Raw genomic sequence first — 20233 nt, 5'->3', positions numbered from 1 at the left:
TTCAAAAGTAACTACGTTCACATGATTGAAATTATAAGTTTAGTGCTAAACCAAGGAATTATGAATGAAGAGCTGTGAGGTCATCAGTGACTTGTTCAGAATTCATACTGAGGAGAAATACTCTTACTAATGTTTTACATTTGCTTAACAATACTTGTCAAGGGAGCGGGACCATTTAGTATATTTTGGTTGTCTACCTGATAAATATTATGTGACTATCAGGCTAATATAATCCATAGCCATACAAACTCAACTGCTGCTATACTGATAAGCAAAGATTGACAGGAGCATGCAAAAATACTGATGTCTATTGAACAATATCTACAGGCTGCCCCCAAGGCTGAACTACATGTGCATCTGGAAGGAACCATTCGTCCAGAAACACTATTAACATTGGCCCGCCGGAACAAGGTAGAGCTTCCGGTCCAGACCATGGAGGAGGCACAGCGCTGGTTTGCCTATCGGGACTTTCCTCACTTTGTTGATATCTTTACCCTTGTCTCGCACTGCTTAAAAACACGAGAAGACTATGAGTTGATTGTCTATGAATTTGCTGAAGCCATGGCCCAGCAGCATGTGCGCTACGCTGAAGTGACCTACTCAGAATGCTTTCACAGCTTGCGCAAAGGCATTCCTTTCGATACCCATTTCGGTGGCCTGCTCCAGGGTCGTGAGCGTGCCCGCCAGGATTTTGGCGTTGAGATCAATTGGATTTTTGATATCGTGCGCGATGCCGCCGAGGGCTATGGCATCTCCAAACGGGCGGACCATACGCTCAAAGTCGCGCTAGAGGGCATGCAAGATGGCGTTGTTGGACTTGGCTTAGGTGGTACCGAGGTCGGATTTCCACCGGAATGGTTTGAGCCCTGGTTTGATCAGGCCCGAGCCGCTGGCCTGCATAGTGTGCCGCACGCCGGTGAAGTAGTCGGACCTGAAAGCGTCTGGGGAGCAATCCGAGCCCTGGGAGCCGAGCGCATTGGCCATGGCGTACGCTCAATTGAAGATCCCGCCCTGATTGCCTATCTCGCCGAGCATCAGATTCCCCTGGAGGTCAGTCCGACCAGCAATATCTGCCTGGGCGTGTATCCTGATTATCAACATCATCCCTTGCCCAAACTGCTGGCGGCCGGTATTCCACTGACCATCAACACCGACGATCCTCCCCTCTTCAATACCACGCTGAATAACGAGATCGGCCTGCTCCATAGTGCCTTCCAGCTTGATCTGACCAGCATCAACGAACTGCTATTAAACGGCATTCGCCATAGCTTCCTGCCTCCCGAGCACAAGCAAGCACTGTTAACTGAATTCCAGGCCGAATTTGACAGATTAGAGCACACAGTCCTCTAAAAAAAGCTGATCGAAAGGGATTCTACCACGATAATCCCTTTCGAAACCAACCTGGATGCAATTATTTCACACATAAATGCTTCTACCTATCCATTTAGAGCAGCCACAGATTCTTTTTCCTGAGACACAAGCAAAACCGTTTTCCAGGCTAGAACGTATACTGAACAGGTTCCTACTCATTGAACGCAACCAGCCATGTTCTACTTATTGTGCAGCCATGAAAACTTCAAGCGTTGCGCGAGGAAAGTCACCGAAATGAATGCAGACGAAAATGATCCCAAGGCAAGGGTAGCGGCATTTTATAGTCGGATCGCCACTACGTACGATCAGATTGGACCAACCGTCTTTACAACATTTGGCCAACGCATCGTTGAGCGAACTGCTATTTTGCCAGGTTCAAGAGTACTGGATGTAGCGGCTGGAAGGGGTGCAAATCTGTTTGCAGCCGCAGACAAAGTAGGATCCACAGGAGAGGTGGTCGGCATCGATATAGCGCCGGCCATGGTTCAGGAGACTCAAACGCTGATTGAGCAACGTGGCTTACTAAATGTCTCAATGCAGCTGATGGATGCTGAGCAGTTGACGTTTGCTGATAACAGTTTCGATCATGTTCTCTGCAACTTTGCCATCTTCTTTTTCCCTCAGCTCCAGCAAACACTCAACGGCTTCTGTAGAGTATTAAAGCCACAGGGAACCCTCACAGTTACATTACCAGCTAGTGGAGATGCCAGATGGCGCTGGTACAATGAACTGATCGGGACATATTATGAGCAGTATCAACTTCCCCTCCCTCCGCTCGCCACCGGCGCACAGCCGCTTCTGGATGTGGCTGCATTCACAGACTTGCTAAAACAAGCAGGCTTCAGCGATATCCACAGTACAATAGAAGAGGCCGAATTTATCTACGCCGATGAAGAAGAGTGGTGGAAAGCCAAATGGACCCATGGTGAGCGCTATCCACTGGAAAACATGCCAGCCGAGATGCTCAAACAATTCCGACCCGAAGTGCTAGAACGCATAAAAGAACTCCAACAGCCCGATGGCTATCACGAAAAATGGCGTATTCATTGTGTGATTGGTCAAAAGTGAGAGGTGAACGCCTTCCCCATATATAGGATAATTTATCATCTAACCACAGCATGACAGTTTGCTCAACGGCAAACTGTCATGGTCCATCTGGATTATTTATTAGCGTGGTCGCTTGAATTAATTGCTGGCTCTTCTCATCAGCTGGCGACCCTCTATATTAAGATATGCCACAGTAATCCAGGCCAGCAGCATACAAACAAGGGTAGGTAAAAAATCCCAGGATAATAAATCTTACCTTCCATTCATCCATAGAAATACATTTAATATTGTAACATATTAAATGTATTTCTACACAGCTTAAATTTATTTAGTCCAAACTATAATCGTATTGCACGAATACTAAGGCTGGGACGGCACCTGCGGACGCATCACATGCTGCTGGATAGTGGTATGTAATTGCTGGAAGTCTTCAGTGACCTCAGGCAACGTGATCTGCGTTCCCGTACGACTGATCAGGATATTCGGAAACGCTAGATGAGAGATTTCATGCCAGTGCACCGCCAGCAGGCCTCCCGTAGTTGGAATTATTAACCCATCAGCATAAAGATAGATTTTTTCTGTTGGTCGCTTGCTAAGCATATCCCTGAATATATATATACATGCCAGCACCAGCAGAATAAATAGATAGTTGATCAAAAAACGCGACAAAAACACAACTAGTAGCAGACCCAGACCAATAAATAGGCTAACACTAATACCAGAAGTCTCTATTTTCAACCTTTTGCTGGTGCCAAAACTGTTAATAAAGCGCCCCATTTGTTGTTGGGTGGCCAGTTTACTGACCTTATCTGTGACCCCTACTCTTTGCAGTTGAAGGGAGTCAACATATTTCAAAATCGCCAGATAGCTGAGGCTACCTGCGATTATCGCGATGCAAATCATGATGAATGGTGTTCTATACAGATAATCAGCATTATTTGTATACCAATATCCATTAGCTTTTATGGCGTAAAAATTAGCAGCAAACAGGAAAAGATTACCAAGCAAGCAGAGCAATAAGAAAATTCTGAATTTCGCCGCCCTTCTGGCAACACTCCAGCCAAGCACGAGACAATAGAAGACATTGAACACAAAATATATCTCCGTTGTCACATAACCCATCAGAGCATGGCCCACGAGTAATAAAATAGCACAGATCAGTGTGCTACCAAGAGCAGACAGGGGAGTAACCAGGCCCCTGCCAGTTGTTTGAGCTGGTCCCTGCGGTACAGCAGTCAATGGCGCCAATGGTACGGACATAGGATTATTCTGCATAGTAGCCTGCGGAACAGGATTATTCTGGCTAGCATTGGGAGCCTGCCCTGGAGCAGGTGTAGCAATAATGTCAGGTTGGGAGGCGGGAGCCTGCTTTTGTTCCAGCTGACACGCCTGCGCAAAAGCAGCGGCAAACGCCTGCACACTATCAAAACGCTCAGCAGGATTTTTCGCCAGCGCCGTCATTAACACACGCTCTGCCTCGTCCGATAATTCAGGCACCTGCGGGCGCAGTAAGGGCACCGGAGCCGATAGATGCTGGGCAATAATTTCAGTCAGAGAGCCTTGAAAAGGCAAGCCACCAGTCAACCATAGATATGCAGTCACGGCCAGAGAATACTGATCGCTAGCGGGACCAGGCAGACCCTGAAGCTGTTCAGGCGCCATATAGGCCAATGTCCCCAGAGAGGTCTGCTCCTGCGTCGAGGCGCTACCATGGGCAATCGTAGCAAGACTAAAATCGCTTACCAACAATTGATCCTGTTCACCAATTAATATATTAGCAGGTTTGATATCACGATGAATGATGTGACGATCATGAGCATATTGCAGGGCACTGGCGACCTGAGTCACATAGTTTGCGACCTGCGCCAACGGCAAGCGCACCTGGCTATCCCTTGGATATCGTTGTGCCAGCGACCCCTGCGGTATATAATCCAACACCAGAAATGGCTGGCCACGCTGAATATCAAAATCCAGGACACGCACAATATGCGGGTGGCGCAGATCCGCTACAGTCCTGGCCTCCTGCAAGAAAAGATTATGATCCTCAGCCGCCAGACGCATATACAAAATCTTTAGTGCCGCCTTCTCTCCCAGGCGCACATGTTCCCCTAGATAGACCTCCCCTGCGCCTCCAACTCCAAGCGAATGGAGCAAACGATAGTTGCCAAACTGCTGGTCAGTAAAATCAGCCACGTGGTACTCCTTTATAAATATATAATAACAATTTTATTTTAGTTTCTCATTTTAGCAGAAATACATGAAAATATATAGCTATACGCCAAAAAGCACAGGATCATTTCATTCGCCCTTTGGCGCATGTGGAACTAAATTGGAATGTGTAAAGTATGTGCGGCGTGCAGCTACAGCCGCACAACGTTATCTGTAGAGTGGAGTTGCAAACTGGCTTTACGCATCGGTGTAATGGGAGAGGGTACGTTGCAGGTCTTCGATGTGGGCCAGCAGGCGCAGGATGACTTCAATGCCTTCGGGATTGATATCCAGGTCGCGCTGTAGTCGTTGGGCACGGCGTAACAGGAGCAGATCATTTTCACTATAATGATGCTCCTGACTTGCACTATCATGACGACCAATCAGGCCAGCTTCAAATAAGTGCAGCACAAATGGTTGTTCCATATGACTGTATTCCAGGATCTCCTGTTCGCTATATGTATAGGATTCTTGCTGGCTTCGCAAGATAATCCTGGTGATGCGGGTTGAAGATGGTTCAGACATCGGGCTGCTCTCCCTTCTACTATTTAAACAGTCGAACCAAGCGATTGGGCAAAGGCTTCAAACAGGCGGCGCTGTTCTTCTGTAAGGTGCGTCGGCAGATCTACATGGATCTCGGCATAGAGATCGCCGCGTGTGTCGGGATGGCCTGTTTGTGGCATTCCCTGGCCGCGCAGGCGCAGAGAGCGCCCATCGTTGGTTCCGGCGGGCACACGTAGCATCAAGCGGCGACCATCCGGCAAAGGGACAGGTACCTCACCACCGAGCATGACGGTGGTCAGGGGAGCGTGGACCGTTGTACGCAGGGTGGTGCCGTCACGGGTAAACTGAGGATCAGCAAGCAGGTGGACGCGCAGATAGAGATTGCCGCGTGGATTGCCTGCCATACCTTGTCCCGAGATACGGATACGAGCTCCCTCATCCACGCCGGCAGGAATCTTCACCTCAAGGCGACGCGTACTTCCATCTGGCTCAGCCAGTTCAAGCACGCGCTGGCTCCCCTGATAGGCCTCACGCAAAGAAACCTCCACATCAGCCTCAATATCCTGTCCAGCCATACTGCGAGGCGCGCGATGCGGGGCCCCCGCGCATGAGTACTCCGCGTACCAGGACCTGAAGAGGCGGAATGAAAATACGTTTCAAAGAAATCTGAAAATGGTGAGGCACCCCCAAACAAATCCCCCAGATCTTCCTCACTCATGGTCTGATAGTGATAATTACCACCAGCAAAACCGCCTGCTCCGCGTCCACCAGCCCCCGCGCCCGCAGGTTGACCGGCACCAGGCCAGGCACCATAGCGCTGATAGTAATCGCTCATCTCATTATACTTCTTACGCTTCTCAGGATCCGAGAGAACCTCGTTCGCCTCATTGATCTCCTTGAACTTGTTTTCAGCATCTTTATTGCCCGGATTAACATCCGGATGATGCTGGCGAGCCAGCCGGCGGAAGGCGCGTTGGATCTCCTTCTGGTCAGCATCCTTGCTAACCCCTAAGATCTTGTAATAATCCTTATAATCTACGGCCATCACATAATCACTTTCTGCCTACACCTCACGGAACTCACCTTCAATGGTCCCGGAATCACCCTCCGAGGTGGATGATGTGCCGGAAGGAGTTGATCCATCGGGTCCAGGAGCGGCGCTGGTTGCGCCCGGCTGGCTATAAACTTCCTGGCCAACGCGCTGTAACGTCAATTCTAGATCCTGGGTATTCATCACGATACGCCCCTGATCATTGCTGGCAAGCGCGTCGCGCACACTTTTCACCTTGTTCTCGATCTCGCTACGCAAGTCAGGAGAGAGTTTATCGCCCACATCGCGCAACGTTCGCTCGGCCTGATATGCCACGGTATCCGCGCGGTTACGCTGCTCAATCTCTTCTTTGCGCTGCTGATCTTCCTGCGCATGCTCCTGTGCCTCACGCACCATGCGCTCGACATCACCTTTCGAGAGGCCACTGGAGGCCGTAATCGTAATCTTTTGCTCTTTGCCCGTCGCCTTATCACGGGCCGTGACATTGAGAATACCATTGGCGTCGATATCAAAGATCACTTCAATCTGCGGTAACCCACGTGGAGCGGGCGCAATCCCTTCCAGCCGGAAATGACCCAGACTCTTATTATCACGGGCGAACTTACGCTCACCCTGCAGGACATGGATATCTACGGCTGGCTGACTGTCTTCAGCCGTACTGAACATCTCGCTCTTGCGGGCCGGAATTGTCGTATTGCGCTCGATCAAAGGCGTCATCATCCCACCAAGCGTCTCAACACCCAGCGACAACGGCGTGACATCCAGGAGCAGGACATCTTTGACATCCCCTGCAACACACCGGCCTGGATAGCGGCACCAATTGCTACAACTTCATCTGGATTGACACCCTTATGTGGATCCTTACCGAAGATTTTCTTGACCAGCTCTATCACAGCTGGCATACGCGTCTGTCCACCCACCAGCACAACTTCATCGATCTTGTTGGCCTCAACACCTGCGTCTTGCAATGCCTTCATCACTGGCTCACGGGTACGCTCAATCAGATCACCGACCAGTTGCTCTAACTTTGGACGTGTCAAAGTAATTACGAGGTGCTTGGGACCACTGCTATCGGCGGTAATAAAAGGCAGATTAATCTCAGTCTGCTGAACAGTAGAAAGCTCGATCTTGGCTCGCTCGGCCGCCTCTTTCAAACGTTGCAAAGCCATGCGATCATTGCGGAGATCGATCCCCTGCTCACGCTTGAATTCATCGGCCAGCCAGTTGATGATATGCTGGTCAAAATCATCGCCGCCCAGATGGGTATCACCATTGGTCGACTTGACCTCAAAGACACCTTCGCCCAGTTGCAGGATAGAGATATCGAAGGTCCCCCCACCCAGATCATAGACCGCGATCGTTTCATCCTTCTTCTTATCCAGCCCATACGCCAGTGAAGCGGCAGTCGGCTCATTGATAATACGGAGCACCTCAAGTCCAGCAATCGTGCCAGCATCTTTCGTCGCCTGACGCTGGGTATCATTGAAGTAGGCAGGAACAGTAATCACGGCCTGAGTAATCTTCTCACCCAGCTTATTCTCTGCATCCGTGCGCAGCTTCTGTAGAATCATAGCCGAGATTTCAGGCGGACTATATTCCCGACCCGCCAGCATGATCCGCACATCACCGTTCGAGGCCCGCGTAATCTTATATGGCATCTCTTTCAGTGAGCGCTGAACCTCTGGATCATCAAATTTACGACCCATCAAACGCTTTACCGAGAAAACGGTATTTTCAGGATTCGTCACCGCCTGGCGTTTAGCCACCTGACCAACCAGACGCTCGCCACTCTTGGTGATAGCGACTACCGAAGGAGTCAAACGAGATCCTTCGCTATTTTCAAGCATCGTGGGTTCGCCGCCCTCAATCACCGCCGCGGCCGAGTTGGTTGTTCCTAGATCTATACCAAGCACTTTTGCCATAACATCTTGCTCCCTTCGCACACACAGAGAAACTGCAGCCACATGCGTGGCGCAGTTCTACAAATGATCACCACCATACAAGCAACGCGCTAGAATATTTCTCAGCGAATGATAGATCTTATGCCTCATTATACACATCGACACAGGACACGATCAGGACTCTTCTACCTGCTCTGGACCAGTAGATACGATGACCTGGGCCGGACGTACTACACGCTCTCCCATGACATAGCCTGGCCGCACTACCTGGGCAATTGTCCCGGCGGGAAGTCATTGCTTGCCATCTGCATCATGGCTTCATGCTTATAAGGATCAAACGACTCACCAGGCACACCGAGCGTTTGCAATCCCAATTGTTCAAGTGTATTGCTTAACTGGCGGGCGGATAATGTTACCCCCTGGGCCCAGGGGTGATCAGACAGTTCAGGAGGAGCTGAGGTCAACACACGTCCCAGATCATCTAAGACAGGCAACAACTGTTCAAGCAAAGCAGCCTGTGCACTGCTGCGCGTCTCAGTCTGTTCTTGTCGTGCTCGACGTTTAAAGTTAATAAAATCGGCCTGTGTCCGCTGCAAGAGGTCCAGATATTCAGCCGACTTTTTCTGCTCAACCGCCAGCTGCTCTCCAACTGTATCCAGCTCAATCTCCTCCATCGGGTATCAACCTGCTCATCATTTATCTCAGGCTGCTCTGATTCACTATTCTGCATACCAACCAGTCCTTTCTATTTTCACCCATGCATGACAGGAGAGATAGTATTTCTACTTTGATGGGATTCAAACCTCAATCCGGTGCTGTAGCAAACACGATTGAGGGAGAAGCAATGTGTACAGCCGCTCAGCGCTCACGGAACTGACGATAATCATACGGAAGTGCTGGAAGTTCAAATGCCATAAAGCTACTTATCCTTCCTGGTGTGTAAACCATGCAAAAAGTCATCGTGAACGCCGCGAGCGAGCGGCTAATGCGTTCGTAAAGTGGTCCATACGAATCTGGCGCCTGCTTCTACCCACTCCATCAACACGTTCCAAACAGGAAAAGCGTTTCTTGCCAGGAAAAAACTCCTGTAGTAACTTTTCCTCTATTCTGTTATTATCCTCCTCTATAAAAGAGAGCGCCATTTGTCTACCCGTATTAAATGGAGAGGATCGGTAGATACTTTTTATTCAATGCAGCCAGCCAATGATAACATTTCCTATAAAATCAGCTAAACTTCCACAACACTTATGGCGATGTATAGTAGTGTAAGAGATAGTAAAGCAGAAGTCACACAAGCTCTTCTATACTCTTACATTCCTGCTAGTAGTCTGTCAGACATCATGTGATGGGGCGGCGGGGATGCAAGCGAGCATGCCGGGGGCATGATCAAGCGGCGAGCCCCTTGACTGGGGGATCGGGGGCTTGTGCCCCCGACACCTCCCCCGCCCGCCCGCATAGCGGGCGCACAACTCATCACACAAAGTTTGACAAAGTACTAGTAGTCTGTCAGACATCATGTGATGGGGCGGCGGGGATGCAAGCGAGCATGCCGGGGGCATGATCAAGCGGCGAGCCCCTTGACTGGGGGATCGGGGGCTGTGCCCCGGAATACCCCCTCCCGCCCGCGTAGCGGGCGCACAACTCATCACACAAAGTTTGACAAAGTACTAGAGCCATTGCTAGTAGAGAATCAATGGCGCTATAGTCTTAAACAAATGCCTTACCATATATGCTTTTACACTTCTACCATTAATAATTGGCGAAAGGAAGCGCCAGCTTAAAAACAATCTCTTCTATTAGCAGCTTTTCTGTTTTCAGCGTGGACACCGTTTACCCGCAACCACACATAGCATGCTATGCACAACAATCGTGAACGCCACTCAAGCGTATGAGTGAAGCCAAACCACGATTGAAGCACATGCGCTCTTCTCCTCTCTATATTAGGAAGCCACAAGGGAAAGTCAGTCGAGGCCGATAGAGGTCACGGCTGACTTTTTTTGTTTATTGAACAATGACCGTCAGATTCATATCAGGATGGATCGTGCAATACAGATGAAAGGTACCGACAGTGTTGAATGGGCCAATATCCTGGCTGACATTACCATTAACATCCACATTGACCTGGGGAGCGCCCTTCTCAGTATTGGGAAGTTGCATCCCATCCCGCCAGCTACCATTGGCAATCACATGAATTGCTGAGCTATCATTTATCAGCGTCACGCTTTCGCCCTTATGGATCGTAATCGATTTCTGGACAAAATTAGTCTCATTCATATGCACCTGCTGCTGAGAAGTGCTACCACAGGCCGAGAGGAGCAGCAGCAGAACAAGACAAAAAAAGCTACGAAAACAGGTACCATTTATACGTTTCATAGAAAATATTACTCCTAAAATTGATAGATATATTTTAAGTTCCTTCGTGAAAAAATAGCATTGTTCCTTTGGTATAGTATAAAGAGAGAGGAACTCTTAGGGTATGGCTTAGGGAAAATTCCCTATGGACAGATCATACCAGAAGTTTTATGCTCATATTAGATAACTTATGGCTGAACGGAGCAGTTCTAACGATGCTGTTTCAATCCATTTTACTCATAAAAAGGAAGGTCTACAAAGCAATTATGCGTTTACACTCCTCACAACTACGGCTGATGTGCATATCAGTGGTAAGCATTGGATTATTTTTTACCTTGATCGGGACAGCATTGGCAGCACCAATGCATGCGAAAGTGGTTTCATCAGATCCTGCAGCAAATTCCACACTCAAAGTGTCACCAAAGAAAATCACCGTGACCACCGCAGAAAATATGAAGCCAGGAGCGGCCAACAGCAATCTACTGGTCTACGGACCCAGCGGAGAACTGATCAGCCAGGGCGACGCCAAAGTCGATCTGAATAATCCTGAGAAGATGTCAGTCGATATTCAACCAGAAAAGAATGGCGTCTATATTGTGCGCTGGACGACAACTTCAGCCGCTGATAATGATCCTGACCAGGGTGCTTTTGTCTTTACCGTGGGTACAGGCACCAGCAGCAGTACAACAACCCAGGCCCAGCCCACGGCTGTCCCCAAACCTGCCCCAACCCCGGCAGCGCAGGCCACCGACAACGCCCCTGCGAACTGGATTCCCATCGTCACAGGCTTGATCGCTCTGCTCGTCGGCCTGGGAGTTGGCGTCGGCATTGGCCAGCGCCGCAAACCCGCCCCGACAGTTGCGAGCGAAGCTCCAAGGACGCCCGTAAATCAAAAATAACAGCACACGTCTATCAGGCAGGAAGTTTACCTGGCTTCCTGCTTTTTTTGTGCAAATTTCATGCTCTTCTAGATAGAGAAAAGCAGGCGTGGCATCCAGGCAAAGATGTAGCTTGAAAAAGATATAGTTGAGTCAGTTACATTGACAGCACTCAGATAATGTGCTATTTCTCTAAGATAGAGGAAACAAGCAGTGAAGAGCGGACACATGATGTGTTGATATACTCCTTGTATGACAACTTAACAAAAATCACAAGTGAGCTGACCAGACGGAAGGAGTCCTTTCGATGTCAACATATCTGTGTTTTAACATTCCACAGTCGGGAAATGTCAACCCGACACTGGCAATCGTCCAGGGACTCATCACACGTGGCGAGTATGTCACCTATTATTTGACCCGAGAATTTCAGCGGCCAATTGAAGCCACTGGAGCGCTATTCAGAAGCTATACCTCCAATCTGGATTTTAGCGCTATAATCACTGCGATGAGCTCAAAGAGCAGCACCGAGCGCTTCCTCATGCTCAGTGAAAGTATGCTCCATGAGAGTCGAGCCATACTGCCACAAATACTCAATGATCTACAAGGATGGCGCCCGGATGGCATCATTTATGGCCAATCAGCCCTCTGGGGGCGCATGTTAGCACAAATTTTACACGTTCCCGCGATCAGTGTGCGGTCCAGCTATGCGACCAACCAGTATTTCCATCTGTTCTCACCACTCCTGCCAGCGGTTAATCCCCTGGAAGCAGAACGAGTGAAACAACGCCAGGACAGTCTGAATCGACAGCTGCACTCATTATGTCGGGAATATCATATTCCCACTTTTGATTTTACTGATATCTTTTCACATGCAGAGCCTCTTACCCTTGTTACCATGCCACGTGCCTTTCAATATGCAGGGAATACCTTTGATAATCGGTTCAAATTTGTCGGACCTTGCATCCTCCCACGTCATGACAATAGTGGCTTTGCGCTAGAGCGACTGGGCAATCATCCTATCCTCTACATCTCGCTCGGCACCTCGTTTAATCAGCAACCAGATTTCTATCAGACATGTCTCAAGGCCTTCGCGAATACCCCCTGGCAGGTTGTGATGTCCATCGGAACACATGTGACACCGGCCGAACTAGAGCCCATACCCGAAAACTTCATCATCCGGCCCTACGTACCACAACTGGATATACTATCCCGAACCAGCATCTTTATCAGCCATGGCGGCATGAATAGTACCATGGAAGCCCTCTCCTATGGGGTCCCTTTGATTATTATCCCGCGCATACAAGAACATGAGCTAACAGCCAGAAGAGTGGTCGAACTTGGACTGGGAATGGAACTAGAGCCAGAAAATGTGACCGCAGAAAGTTTACGGGAAGCCGTGAACACTATCGCGCACCAGCCAGAGATCCGCATGCGCACGCGCCAGATGCAACGCACCATCGCAGAGACAGGCGGCGTCCATGCCGCAGTAGACGCCATCTTGCAATATCTCCATACCCGCCGCCATAGCGGCAGTCCTCTTGACTGCGCCCAGTTCACGTCCGAAACCTTAAGCTAATTAGTGCTGGCCTGCTCATGCATGTTATAGTTAATAGCGTTGACCACGTAATACACATAGTTGCGCTCACCTTCATGAGCGCTCAGCGATTGGAGAGGGAATGATGGCACAGGAATGTACCCATCTTGATCAAATTCAAGAAGTTACCCCCAGCGCACCAGGTTGTGAAGAATGCTTGAAAAGCGGCAGCCGCTGGGTCCATCTACGTATCTGCCTGACCTGCGGACACGTTGGTTGCTGCGACTCGTCACCAAACAAGCATGCCACCAAACATTTTCATAGCACTAACCATCCAATCATGGCATCCTTTGAAAAGGGCGAGGATTGGGGCTGGTGTTTTGTTGATCAGGTAGAACTGGATTTTAGCGAGTAACTCCTGGAACGCACAGCAATCGTGGGCAAGCCATGAAGCTACGGGGTGGTGGAGCGTTCCAGGAGGGTGATGAGCTGATGGGCTTCGTGGGCACTTTGCCCACAGACTTCCCGGTCGGCCTGGAAAGAGGTACAGACAGCGGGCCGTTCAGGTTTTCCAAACAGCTGGCAACGGTTATCCCTGGTTAAATTAACACAGCGGACGCCTGCTGGTTTGCCATCGGGCATACCAGGTAGTGGACTTGAAATCGATGGCGCGATACAGCAGGCACCGCAGCCAACACGACAAACCATAGGTTCATGAGAAGACACTTGCTTCATCTTATTCCTCATACAAATTCTTCAATACTGTCCACTCACACGATAAATACAAATAGCTCAATAGGCAGTTACAAAAAAGGATGAACATCAACGTACATATAGTATCAAGAATTCACACACTACGCTATGAGATGCATATTTTGACATTGAAGCAGTAAGCATGTAATATAACTCTATAGCATATGTTAACCGCTACATCAAAGCCACAATTTCTTTTTCTCTTTGCCAATCAAGGAAGAGGTTCATGAACAAAAATCCAGGGTATTTTGGAAAATATGAGATGCTGGAGCCAATTGGCACAGGAGGTATGGCACAGGTCTGGAAGGCGCTCAATCCAGATCTGCGCCGCTTCGTAGCCATTAAAATTCTCCACGCCGATCTTAAATATATGTCACCAGCCACGACCGCACGTTTCATTACCGAAGGGCAGGCGGTCGCGCAACTCGATCATCCCAATATCGTCAATGTCTATGACCTGCATATCCCGGATGCCACAGAAGAGGGCCGCGAGCCATTCCTGGTGATGAAGTATATCGAGGGACCAACCCTGAGCAAATATATTCAGGGGACTTCACGCGCCAGTCAGTTTCCTACCCCGCAGGAGATCATCGAACTCTTTGCTTCGATCAGCCTGGCTCTGGATTATGCACATAAAAGAGGCATTATACATCGCGATGTCAAACCCTCCAATATTTTACTGGATAGCACCAATACTGAATATAATAGCATGGGCGAACCAATTTTAAGTGATTTTGGCCTGGTCAAGATCATGGGAGCCCAGGGGCAAACGGAAGTGGGAGCCTTGATGGGCACCCCGCTTTATATTTCGCCAGAGCAAGTACAGGGTAAGGAAGTGAGCCATAAGAGCGATCTGTATTCGCTGGGCGTGATCCTCTATGAGGTCTGTACTGGAACACCACCGTTCCGTGGCGACAACTCCTACGCGATTATGCGCCAGCACCTTATGGATGAGCCACCACGGCCCAGTCTGATCAATCCCGCGCTTTCACCCGAAGTCGATGAGGTCATCCAGCATGCCATGGCCAAGGATCCAGCACAGCGCTTTAACAAGGCTACCTCGATGACCATCGCCCTCGCCCAGGCCTTCCACGTGCCTGTTCCCGAGCGCATCCGCCCACATGCCAGCAAAGAACTGGAACTGACTCCACCATCTATCGAGCCAGCCGCAATTGAAGCTCAAACAACACTCCTCCCCGTTCCAGCCGCGAAAACTAACCGTATCTGGAAAAACCTCTGGCCTTTTTTTATCGCCGCCTTAATTCTGATCGTCCTGGGCGCGACAGTACTCAACAAGCTCCTTACGCTCTTCCCATCCGGGGCCGCCAGTCCCAAAGATACGGTGGTCGGACAGGTCACTTTTTATAATACCGGTAATGCCCTGGATCTCAATCATCCTACCATCAATGATGGTATCAAGCTACAGCTCAACAACATCGCGCCCCCGGCCGCCGGCAACAGTTATACAGCATGGCTCTATAATCAACAATCTGAAAATGATCCTTTGCAGCTGGGAACCGTAAACGTGCAGCACGGAGCAGCTACATTAACCTACACCGATCCAGCTCATCAGAATCTCCTGGCGGCAATGAGCGATTTTGTGCTCATCGAAGCGCCAGCCAACCAGCATGCGATTAATCCGATCCTCGACACCAAACAATGGCGCTACGCTGGCAGCCTGCCTCGCCAGCCTAATCCTAATGATCCTGAAAAGTTCAGTCAGTTAGATCATCTACGTCACCTGTTAGCCAGCGACCAGACCCTGGATGTGCGCGGACTGCATAACGGGATCGACTTCTGGCTGCAACACGATGTAGAACAGATCCAGAAGCAGACCACCGACATTAAGAATCAGCAGGATCCCATTGTGATACGCCAGAAATTGACGAATATGCTGTATTATCTGGATGGTCCGTGCGCCGCCAATGAAGTCCAGAGCAGTGGTCACCTGCCTGCGGCTCCGGAGGCGACGATTATCACTGAGACGAAAGTAGGCCTGTTGCAATGCGCACAACTCAATGGCATCAATGGTCATGTCAAACATGTCGGACTGCACCTGACAGGTATCGTCAACGCACCGGGCGCAACTGAGCAGCAAATCAAACTGGCCAACGACATCAACAGCCATCTCAGCAAGTTTAATACCCTGCTCACCAGTATGCATACCCTGGCCATCCAACTCAGTAAAATGAACAAAGGTCAGCTCGTGGCAGCCCATACGCAACGCAATCAGCTCGACCAGTTAGGAGATTTTAGCATTTCTAGCCAGGGATGGACGGATCCTGCGAGCCAGAGCAAAGAGCCAGGCATCGCCCGGCTCTGCAATCAAATCGCGGGCCTCGCCAACATCGAAGTCCATACCTACCTGGCTAAACATTAAAGCTGGCCAGGATACATAACTGCTAAAAGCAAAAAACAACGCAATCAATGTGCGACACATATGTTCGTGTTCACGAATACAGACACTTTTGTGCCGTCTGGTCCGTACTATCTCTATCACCATAGCAATCTGGTGAGCATAAAAGAGCATCCAATAAGCTGCATATAGAGGAGGATAGTATGGCTGATCAAGAAGATGAACAGACCCGTGCCGCACAGCCCAAAAAACATATCCAGGGCCAGCAAGAAACATATGGCTCACACAACTACGTACAGGATACCGATGCGGATGAGCGCGAGACCTTCCGTGCGGATGTAAAAGATACAAGTCGTCAGGAACCCTTTGGGCTGGACAAAGATGATGAATATGGGCCACAGCATCAATTTGGAGACCTCGATGGCCAGGATCCTTTTTCAAATTTAGACGATTAGGAGCTCTTCTTATGTCTAATCAAAAACAATCTCTGGCCACAATCACAGAACAATACACCTTTCTACTACAAAACCTCTGTGATATCGCGACCTCATATTATTTGTTGGGCAACCTCAAGCAGGCGCAACAACTGCTGGATACAGGTATTCAACTAGCAGAAGATCAAGAAGTCTCGCCTGATGCAAAAGGAAATGTCCTCCTACATTCCGGCATCCTGCAAACCAGGAGCATTATTTATCGAGGCCAGGAGGCTGGCCCTGCCCTGGCGACACTTTTACAGGCGCGGGCAATTGCCGAATCCACTGGTGATCAAAAATTACTGGCCAGCGTCATCGATTGGACCGGTCAGGCCCTGTATTATCAGGCCTTAAATACCAGTGAACAGGCAGCAGATTTCGCCACGCCTTTAATGTATTTTGAGAATGCTCTGGAGCAACGCCAGCAGTTGCAGGATGACCACGGGATCTGCGAGACTCTTTTTAATATCGGGCGTGTCTACCAGAATATGGGCCAGGATGACCAGGCCCATCCATATTTTGTAAAAGCACTGGCGCTGGCCGAACAGCATAATCACCAGATCCAGATGGCAGAAATCTTACTCCATCTGGGAGCTTATGCACAGTCCAAGGGAGATCTGGAAGCGGCCAAAAGCTCGCTGATGCTGGGCATGACCATGCGTGAAGCCTTGAATCTGCGCATCGATCTACCATTCAGTTATCTAAGTGTTGGCAATCTCGTGCAAAAACTAGCGGACCTGGACCAGGCCGCCCTCTACTATCAAAAAGCCGCCCTGCTGGCCCAGGAAATGGATTTACCACAACCCTATGCCTTTGCCCTACTCAACATTAGCTATCTCCACCTCGCCCAGGAACAGCCCGATAAAGCCCTCACCGTCATCGAAGAGGCCATAAGCGTTGCCCAAACCCATAACCTCTTGTTTGCCCAGACCGCCCTGCAAGCACTCCAAAAAGAAATCCCCACGTAGCGGCAGCCTTCATGACCAATACGTTTCGGTGAAGCGCTTTTGTGACCCTAAAAAACATGGTGGAGAAAAGCAGCGAATCATACGTGGAGAGGGCGCCACGTACACCTTGCTTGCTCGTCACGTCGAACCATCTCTCCACGTCTCGCTAAGTGAAATGTATTAGCCTTCATGGCTGCGACCCGCCCACGTCCGAGCAAGCAGCCCTCACATAGGTATGTTATAGTACAATTTACCTCGCTGGTACAGCTGAAAGGGGTATTTCAACTATACATTCAGATCCAGGAAAGGAAAGCCCATATGCATCGCTTATTGATTGATACTGATCCAGGCATTGATGATGCACTGGCACTATTTCTAGCCGTAGCTTCACCTGAAGTACAGATTGAGGGGATTACCACGGTCAGTGGAAATGTCCCCATTACCATGACTACGCGCAATGCGCTGGCCTTACTTGAGCTTGCGGGCAAGACTGATCTTACCGTCGCCAGTGGGAGTAATCGCCCGCTGTTACGTCAACCAGTGTTTGCAGGCCATGTGCATGGGGGAAATGGCCTCGGTGGACTCCAGTTGCCGGAGCCACAGCAGGAGCCGCTCCACAACCAGGCCGTCACAACCATTATCCAGAAGATTTTACAAGCGCCGGGAGAGATTACGTTGATCGCGCTTGGTCCACTCACCAATCTTGCACTGGCGGTGCGTTGTGAGCCACAAATTGCACAAATGGTACGCGAGGTCGTGATTATGGGTGGAGCCTTGCGTGTGCCTGGTAATGTCACGCCAAACGCCGAATTCAATATCTATGCCGATCCACATGCCGCCCAGATCGTGATGCATGCCGGTTGGCCAATCCGCCTTGTCTCACTCGATGTCACCAATCAAACCCGGATGGATCGCACGCAATTTGCGACCCTCGCGGCCAGCAACCATCCTGTCACGAACTGTATTCAGAGCATGGCCACCGCTTACATCAACGATTTTGGTAAACAACGTGGAATCAGCGGGCTTGCCATGCACGATCCTCTCTGTCTGGCTGCCGCCATCCAGCCTGATTTGATTAGCTGGAAAAAAGCCTATGTGGACATCGAGCTAAACGGTCTGCATACCCAGGGCCATACCATCGCCTATTTTGAGCAGCCAGAAAGCCTGGATACAACCCTTATCGACGCAAAGCAGCCAAATGTCCTCGCTTCAATGGATGTCGATCAGGAGCGCTTCCTTGCCATGTACATGCAAACCATCACAGCCTACTACAGCGCCCATTGAATCCTCAACCATTTACTGATCATTCAAAGTCGCATGATAGTGTTATGTTCCTGATGTATCATGGAGGTATGCGCTAACGTATCTACAAACAGAGTTATCACTAATGGGGGCGGCAACACAATGAATATACTCGATACTTCAGTCTTTGCGTTAGACCCACCTGCCAGGATCGGGGTTGGCTTCCACAACATTGGCAGTGGTTTGTTGCGCGCCTCGCATCCTGCCACGATTCGCAAGGTGGAGGCCCACTATGGGGAACGCTGTGGGCACCTTCCACTAAATGTGGAAAATTTACGCATTCTGGTCACGACCCATAATGAAGATATTAACAGCCAGATTGCTTATCTCAGTGCGCTCCTGGGCAAAGACATCCGGGCCATCACAGCCAGTGAATTGCGGCAGGAACAGCAGGAGTACGCCGACAATAGCACCCTGGTCGTTCCCTATATCAACACGCCTGAGTCACAAAGCTTTATTCACAACGAGCTGGCTGCCAGAGCCTGGGGACTGCCAGCCGCCATGGTCCATCTCCTGAAAAACAAAGCTGATTTTTATAACTGGCTGGATAACTGTGACCTGTCAAACTTCCAGGCACCAGATTATCGCATAGCCCACATCGAGAACCTATCACAGGACGCCCTGCAATTCCTCAAAACTATCGAAGAGATCATCAGTGAAGCAGGCCTCCCGGACTATCCGCCAGGTATCATGCTGCGGGCCGCCGAATCAGATGGGAATTATGGCTGTTGCCTGCTCTATGCGACTCAGAAGCACATCATCCTGATCCCCAATGGTGAACCAACCCTTACCCGGACCTACACCAGCTGGCCAGAAGCACTGGAAGCGGCACAACAAATACTGTTGGAAACTATGGATAGCGAGAAGGAAACCAGGATCGTGATGAGCCGCTATCTGGATTTGATCGATTCTCCTGGCATGTCGGCCGTAATTAGCGCGGGACAGGTTGAGAGCCTGCGCTGGAATGGACAGTTGCAGGCTGCAGGCAGCAAGGCCTGCATTGGTACCAGCAACTATATTCCTAAAAATGCCAACATCGCGCAGATGCAAGAAACGTATGAAGAGCAGACCATTGCCTGTTTTGAACAATTACTCAAACAAACAGCCCGCCACCTTGAGATCGATTTCCAGAGCATCCGTGGCGTAGCCAATATCGACATCATGCTGCCTGGTCCATTGGAAGAGGCATTACAGCGACGACGCGGCCAGCAGCCAGTCCTCTATATCGCCGAATGCAATTCGCGCTGGACTAATTATACAGATGCTATTTTGAGTGTGATTGGAGCGAATCGGCAAACAGCCAGTATACAAGCCATGCGCGACACGATCCAGAATCGTATCCAGACCATCGACAGATACTATTTTCCCACCCACATTCCACCTGCTATCCTCCGACAAGGCATTGCTGAAAAAGATGAACAATTAAAGGCCAGCGGCACCCGCATCATTTGTCGCATGACCAAACAACCCATGGGTATTATCTTCGCTGGAGACCTGGAACGTGCCCAACAAGAACTAACAGGCATCATTCAACATCTCACCACATAATATCCAGA

At 49.8% G+C, this 20233-nt stretch carries 16 protein-coding genes and 2 pseudogenes; 10 read left to right on the top strand and 8 right to left on the bottom strand.

All coding sequences use genetic code 11. From position 1 onward, the window contains the following. Positions 1-303 precede the first annotated feature (303 nt). The gene (gene add / locus KDW_RS22325; RefSeq protein ID WP_151758148.1) at positions 304-1350 is read left to right on the top strand and encodes an adenosine deaminase; all 1047 of its coding nucleotides are present in this window, start codon (positions 304-306) and stop codon (positions 1348-1350) included. A 255-nt stretch (positions 1351-1605) separates the two neighbouring features. Beyond that, a complete protein-coding gene (locus KDW_RS22320; protein ID WP_162005509.1) occupies positions 1606-2439 on the top strand; it encodes a class I SAM-dependent methyltransferase in 834 nt (277 codons plus the stop codon). 339 nt (positions 2440-2778) lie between these two features. On the opposite strand, the gene KDW_RS22315 is transcribed toward KDW_RS22320, so the two are convergent. From KDW_RS22315 to KDW_RS22280, 7 genes and pseudogenes are all read right to left on the bottom strand, one after another. Further along, positions 2779-4611 (bottom strand): serine/threonine protein kinase, encoded by a 1833-nt coding sequence (locus tag KDW_RS22315; protein ID WP_162005508.1) that lies wholly within the window; start codon positions 4609-4611, stop codon positions 2779-2781. Positions 4612-4824: 213 nt separating this feature from the next. Further along, entirely contained in the window at positions 4825-5151 is a 327-nt protein-coding gene (locus tag KDW_RS22310) for a chaperone modulator CbpM (protein WP_151758145.1), read from the bottom strand. Between the two features lie 23 nt (positions 5152-5174). Continuing rightward, positions 5175-5636 (bottom strand): DnaJ C-terminal domain-containing protein, encoded by a 462-nt coding sequence (locus KDW_RS22305; protein WP_233097850.1) that lies wholly within the window; start codon positions 5634-5636, stop codon positions 5175-5177. Beyond that, positions 5588-6175 (bottom strand): DnaJ domain-containing protein, encoded by a 588-nt coding sequence (locus tag KDW_RS35245; RefSeq protein ID WP_151758143.1) that lies wholly within the window; start codon positions 6173-6175, stop codon positions 5588-5590. The genes KDW_RS22305 and KDW_RS35245 overlap by 49 nt, the downstream gene beginning before the upstream one ends. A gap of 18 nt (positions 6176-6193) precedes the next feature. Further along, positions 6194-8103, bottom strand: a pseudogene (gene dnaK / locus KDW_RS22295) (molecular chaperone DnaK). Positions 8104-8256: 153 nt separating this feature from the next. Then, positions 8257-8756: pseudogene (locus tag KDW_RS22285) on the bottom strand (nucleotide exchange factor GrpE). Positions 8757-10083: 1327 nt separating this feature from the next. Then, on the bottom strand, positions 10084-10455 hold the full coding sequence (locus KDW_RS22280; protein WP_151758141.1) for a cupredoxin domain-containing protein: 372 nt from the start codon (positions 10453-10455) through the stop codon (positions 10084-10086). Between the two features lie 149 nt (positions 10456-10604). Between KDW_RS22280 and KDW_RS22275 the strand changes: the two genes are divergently transcribed. From KDW_RS22275 to KDW_RS22265, 3 genes are all read left to right on the top strand, one after another. Next, complete coding sequence (locus KDW_RS22275) at positions 10605-11333, top strand: copper resistance CopC family protein (protein ID WP_151758140.1); 729 nt, start codon at positions 10605-10607, stop codon at positions 11331-11333. A gap of 286 nt (positions 11334-11619) precedes the next feature. Further along, entirely contained in the window at positions 11620-12888 is a 1269-nt protein-coding gene (locus KDW_RS22270; protein WP_151758139.1) for a macrolide family glycosyltransferase, read from the top strand. Between the two features lie 103 nt (positions 12889-12991). Further along, positions 12992-13261, top strand: coding sequence for a ubiquitin carboxyl-terminal hydrolase 14 (locus tag KDW_RS22265; protein WP_198925512.1), 270 nt, complete (start codon positions 12992-12994; stop codon positions 13259-13261). A 38-nt stretch (positions 13262-13299) separates the two neighbouring features. On the opposite strand, the gene KDW_RS22260 is transcribed toward KDW_RS22265, so the two are convergent. Beyond that, entirely contained in the window at positions 13300-13554 is a 255-nt protein-coding gene (locus KDW_RS22260) for a YkgJ family cysteine cluster protein (protein ID WP_151758505.1), read from the bottom strand. Between the two features lie 271 nt (positions 13555-13825). On the opposite strand from KDW_RS22260, the gene KDW_RS22255 reads away from it, so the two are divergent. The 5 genes from KDW_RS22255 to KDW_RS22235 all read left to right on the top strand — a co-directional run bounded on the left by KDW_RS22255 (position 13826) and on the right by KDW_RS22235 (position 20225). After that, positions 13826-15979: a serine/threonine protein kinase gene (locus KDW_RS22255; protein WP_151758137.1), complete on the top strand. Its 2154-nt coding sequence runs from the start codon at positions 13826-13828 to the stop codon at positions 15977-15979. Positions 15980-16158: 179 nt separating this feature from the next. Then, positions 16159-16410: a hypothetical protein gene (locus tag KDW_RS22250; RefSeq protein ID WP_151758136.1), complete on the top strand. Its 252-nt coding sequence runs from the start codon at positions 16159-16161 to the stop codon at positions 16408-16410. Positions 16411-16421: 11 nt separating this feature from the next. Beyond that, positions 16422-17396, top strand: coding sequence for a tetratricopeptide repeat protein (locus KDW_RS22245; protein WP_151758135.1), 975 nt, complete (start codon positions 16422-16424; stop codon positions 17394-17396). A 297-nt stretch (positions 17397-17693) separates the two neighbouring features. Further along, entirely contained in the window at positions 17694-18659 is a 966-nt protein-coding gene (locus KDW_RS22240) for a nucleoside hydrolase (protein ID WP_162005504.1), read from the top strand. A 120-nt stretch (positions 18660-18779) separates the two neighbouring features. Continuing rightward, complete coding sequence (locus tag KDW_RS22235) at positions 18780-20225, top strand: hypothetical protein (RefSeq protein ID WP_151758133.1); 1446 nt, start codon at positions 18780-18782, stop codon at positions 20223-20225. Positions 20226-20233 lie beyond the last annotated feature (8 nt).

Origin of the sequence: Dictyobacter vulcani (assembly GCF_008974265.1) — a bacterium.
Classification (GTDB): Bacteria; Chloroflexota; Ktedonobacteria; order Ktedonobacterales; family Ktedonobacteraceae; genus Dictyobacter; species Dictyobacter vulcani.
This window is presented reverse-complemented; position numbering and strand designations above follow the sequence as displayed.

Coding starts and splice junctions, on each gene's coding strand:
- add (WP_151758148.1), top strand. CDS start 304: ATGTCTATTGAACAATATCTACAGGCTGCCCCCAAGGCTGAACTACAT.
- KDW_RS22320 (WP_162005509.1), top strand. CDS start 1,606: ATGAATGCAGACGAAAATGATCCCAAGGCAAGGGTAGCGGCATTTTAT.
- KDW_RS22310 (WP_151758145.1), bottom strand. CDS start 5,151: ATGTCTGAACCATCTTCAACCCGCATCACCAGGATTATCTTGCGAAGC.
- KDW_RS35245 (WP_151758143.1), bottom strand. CDS start 6,175: ATGGCCGTAGATTATAAGGATTATTACAAGATCTTAGGGGTTAGCAAG.
- KDW_RS22280 (WP_151758141.1), bottom strand. CDS start 10,455: ATGAAACGTATAAATGGTACCTGTTTTCGTAGCTTTTTTTGTCTTGTT.
- KDW_RS22275 (WP_151758140.1), top strand. CDS start 10,605: ATGCTCATATTAGATAACTTATGGCTGAACGGAGCAGTTCTAACGATG.
- KDW_RS22270 (WP_151758139.1), top strand. CDS start 11,620: ATGTCAACATATCTGTGTTTTAACATTCCACAGTCGGGAAATGTCAAC.
- KDW_RS22265 (WP_198925512.1), top strand. CDS start 12,992: ATGGCACAGGAATGTACCCATCTTGATCAAATTCAAGAAGTTACCCCC.
- KDW_RS22260 (WP_151758505.1), bottom strand. CDS start 13,554: ATGGTTTGTCGTGTTGGCTGCGGTGCCTGCTGTATCGCGCCATCGATT.
- KDW_RS22255 (WP_151758137.1), top strand. CDS start 13,826: ATGAACAAAAATCCAGGGTATTTTGGAAAATATGAGATGCTGGAGCCA.
- KDW_RS22250 (WP_151758136.1), top strand. CDS start 16,159: ATGGCTGATCAAGAAGATGAACAGACCCGTGCCGCACAGCCCAAAAAA.
- KDW_RS22245 (WP_151758135.1), top strand. CDS start 16,422: ATGTCTAATCAAAAACAATCTCTGGCCACAATCACAGAACAATACACC.
- KDW_RS22240 (WP_162005504.1), top strand. CDS start 17,694: ATGCATCGCTTATTGATTGATACTGATCCAGGCATTGATGATGCACTG.
- KDW_RS22235 (WP_151758133.1), top strand. CDS start 18,780: ATGAATATACTCGATACTTCAGTCTTTGCGTTAGACCCACCTGCCAGG.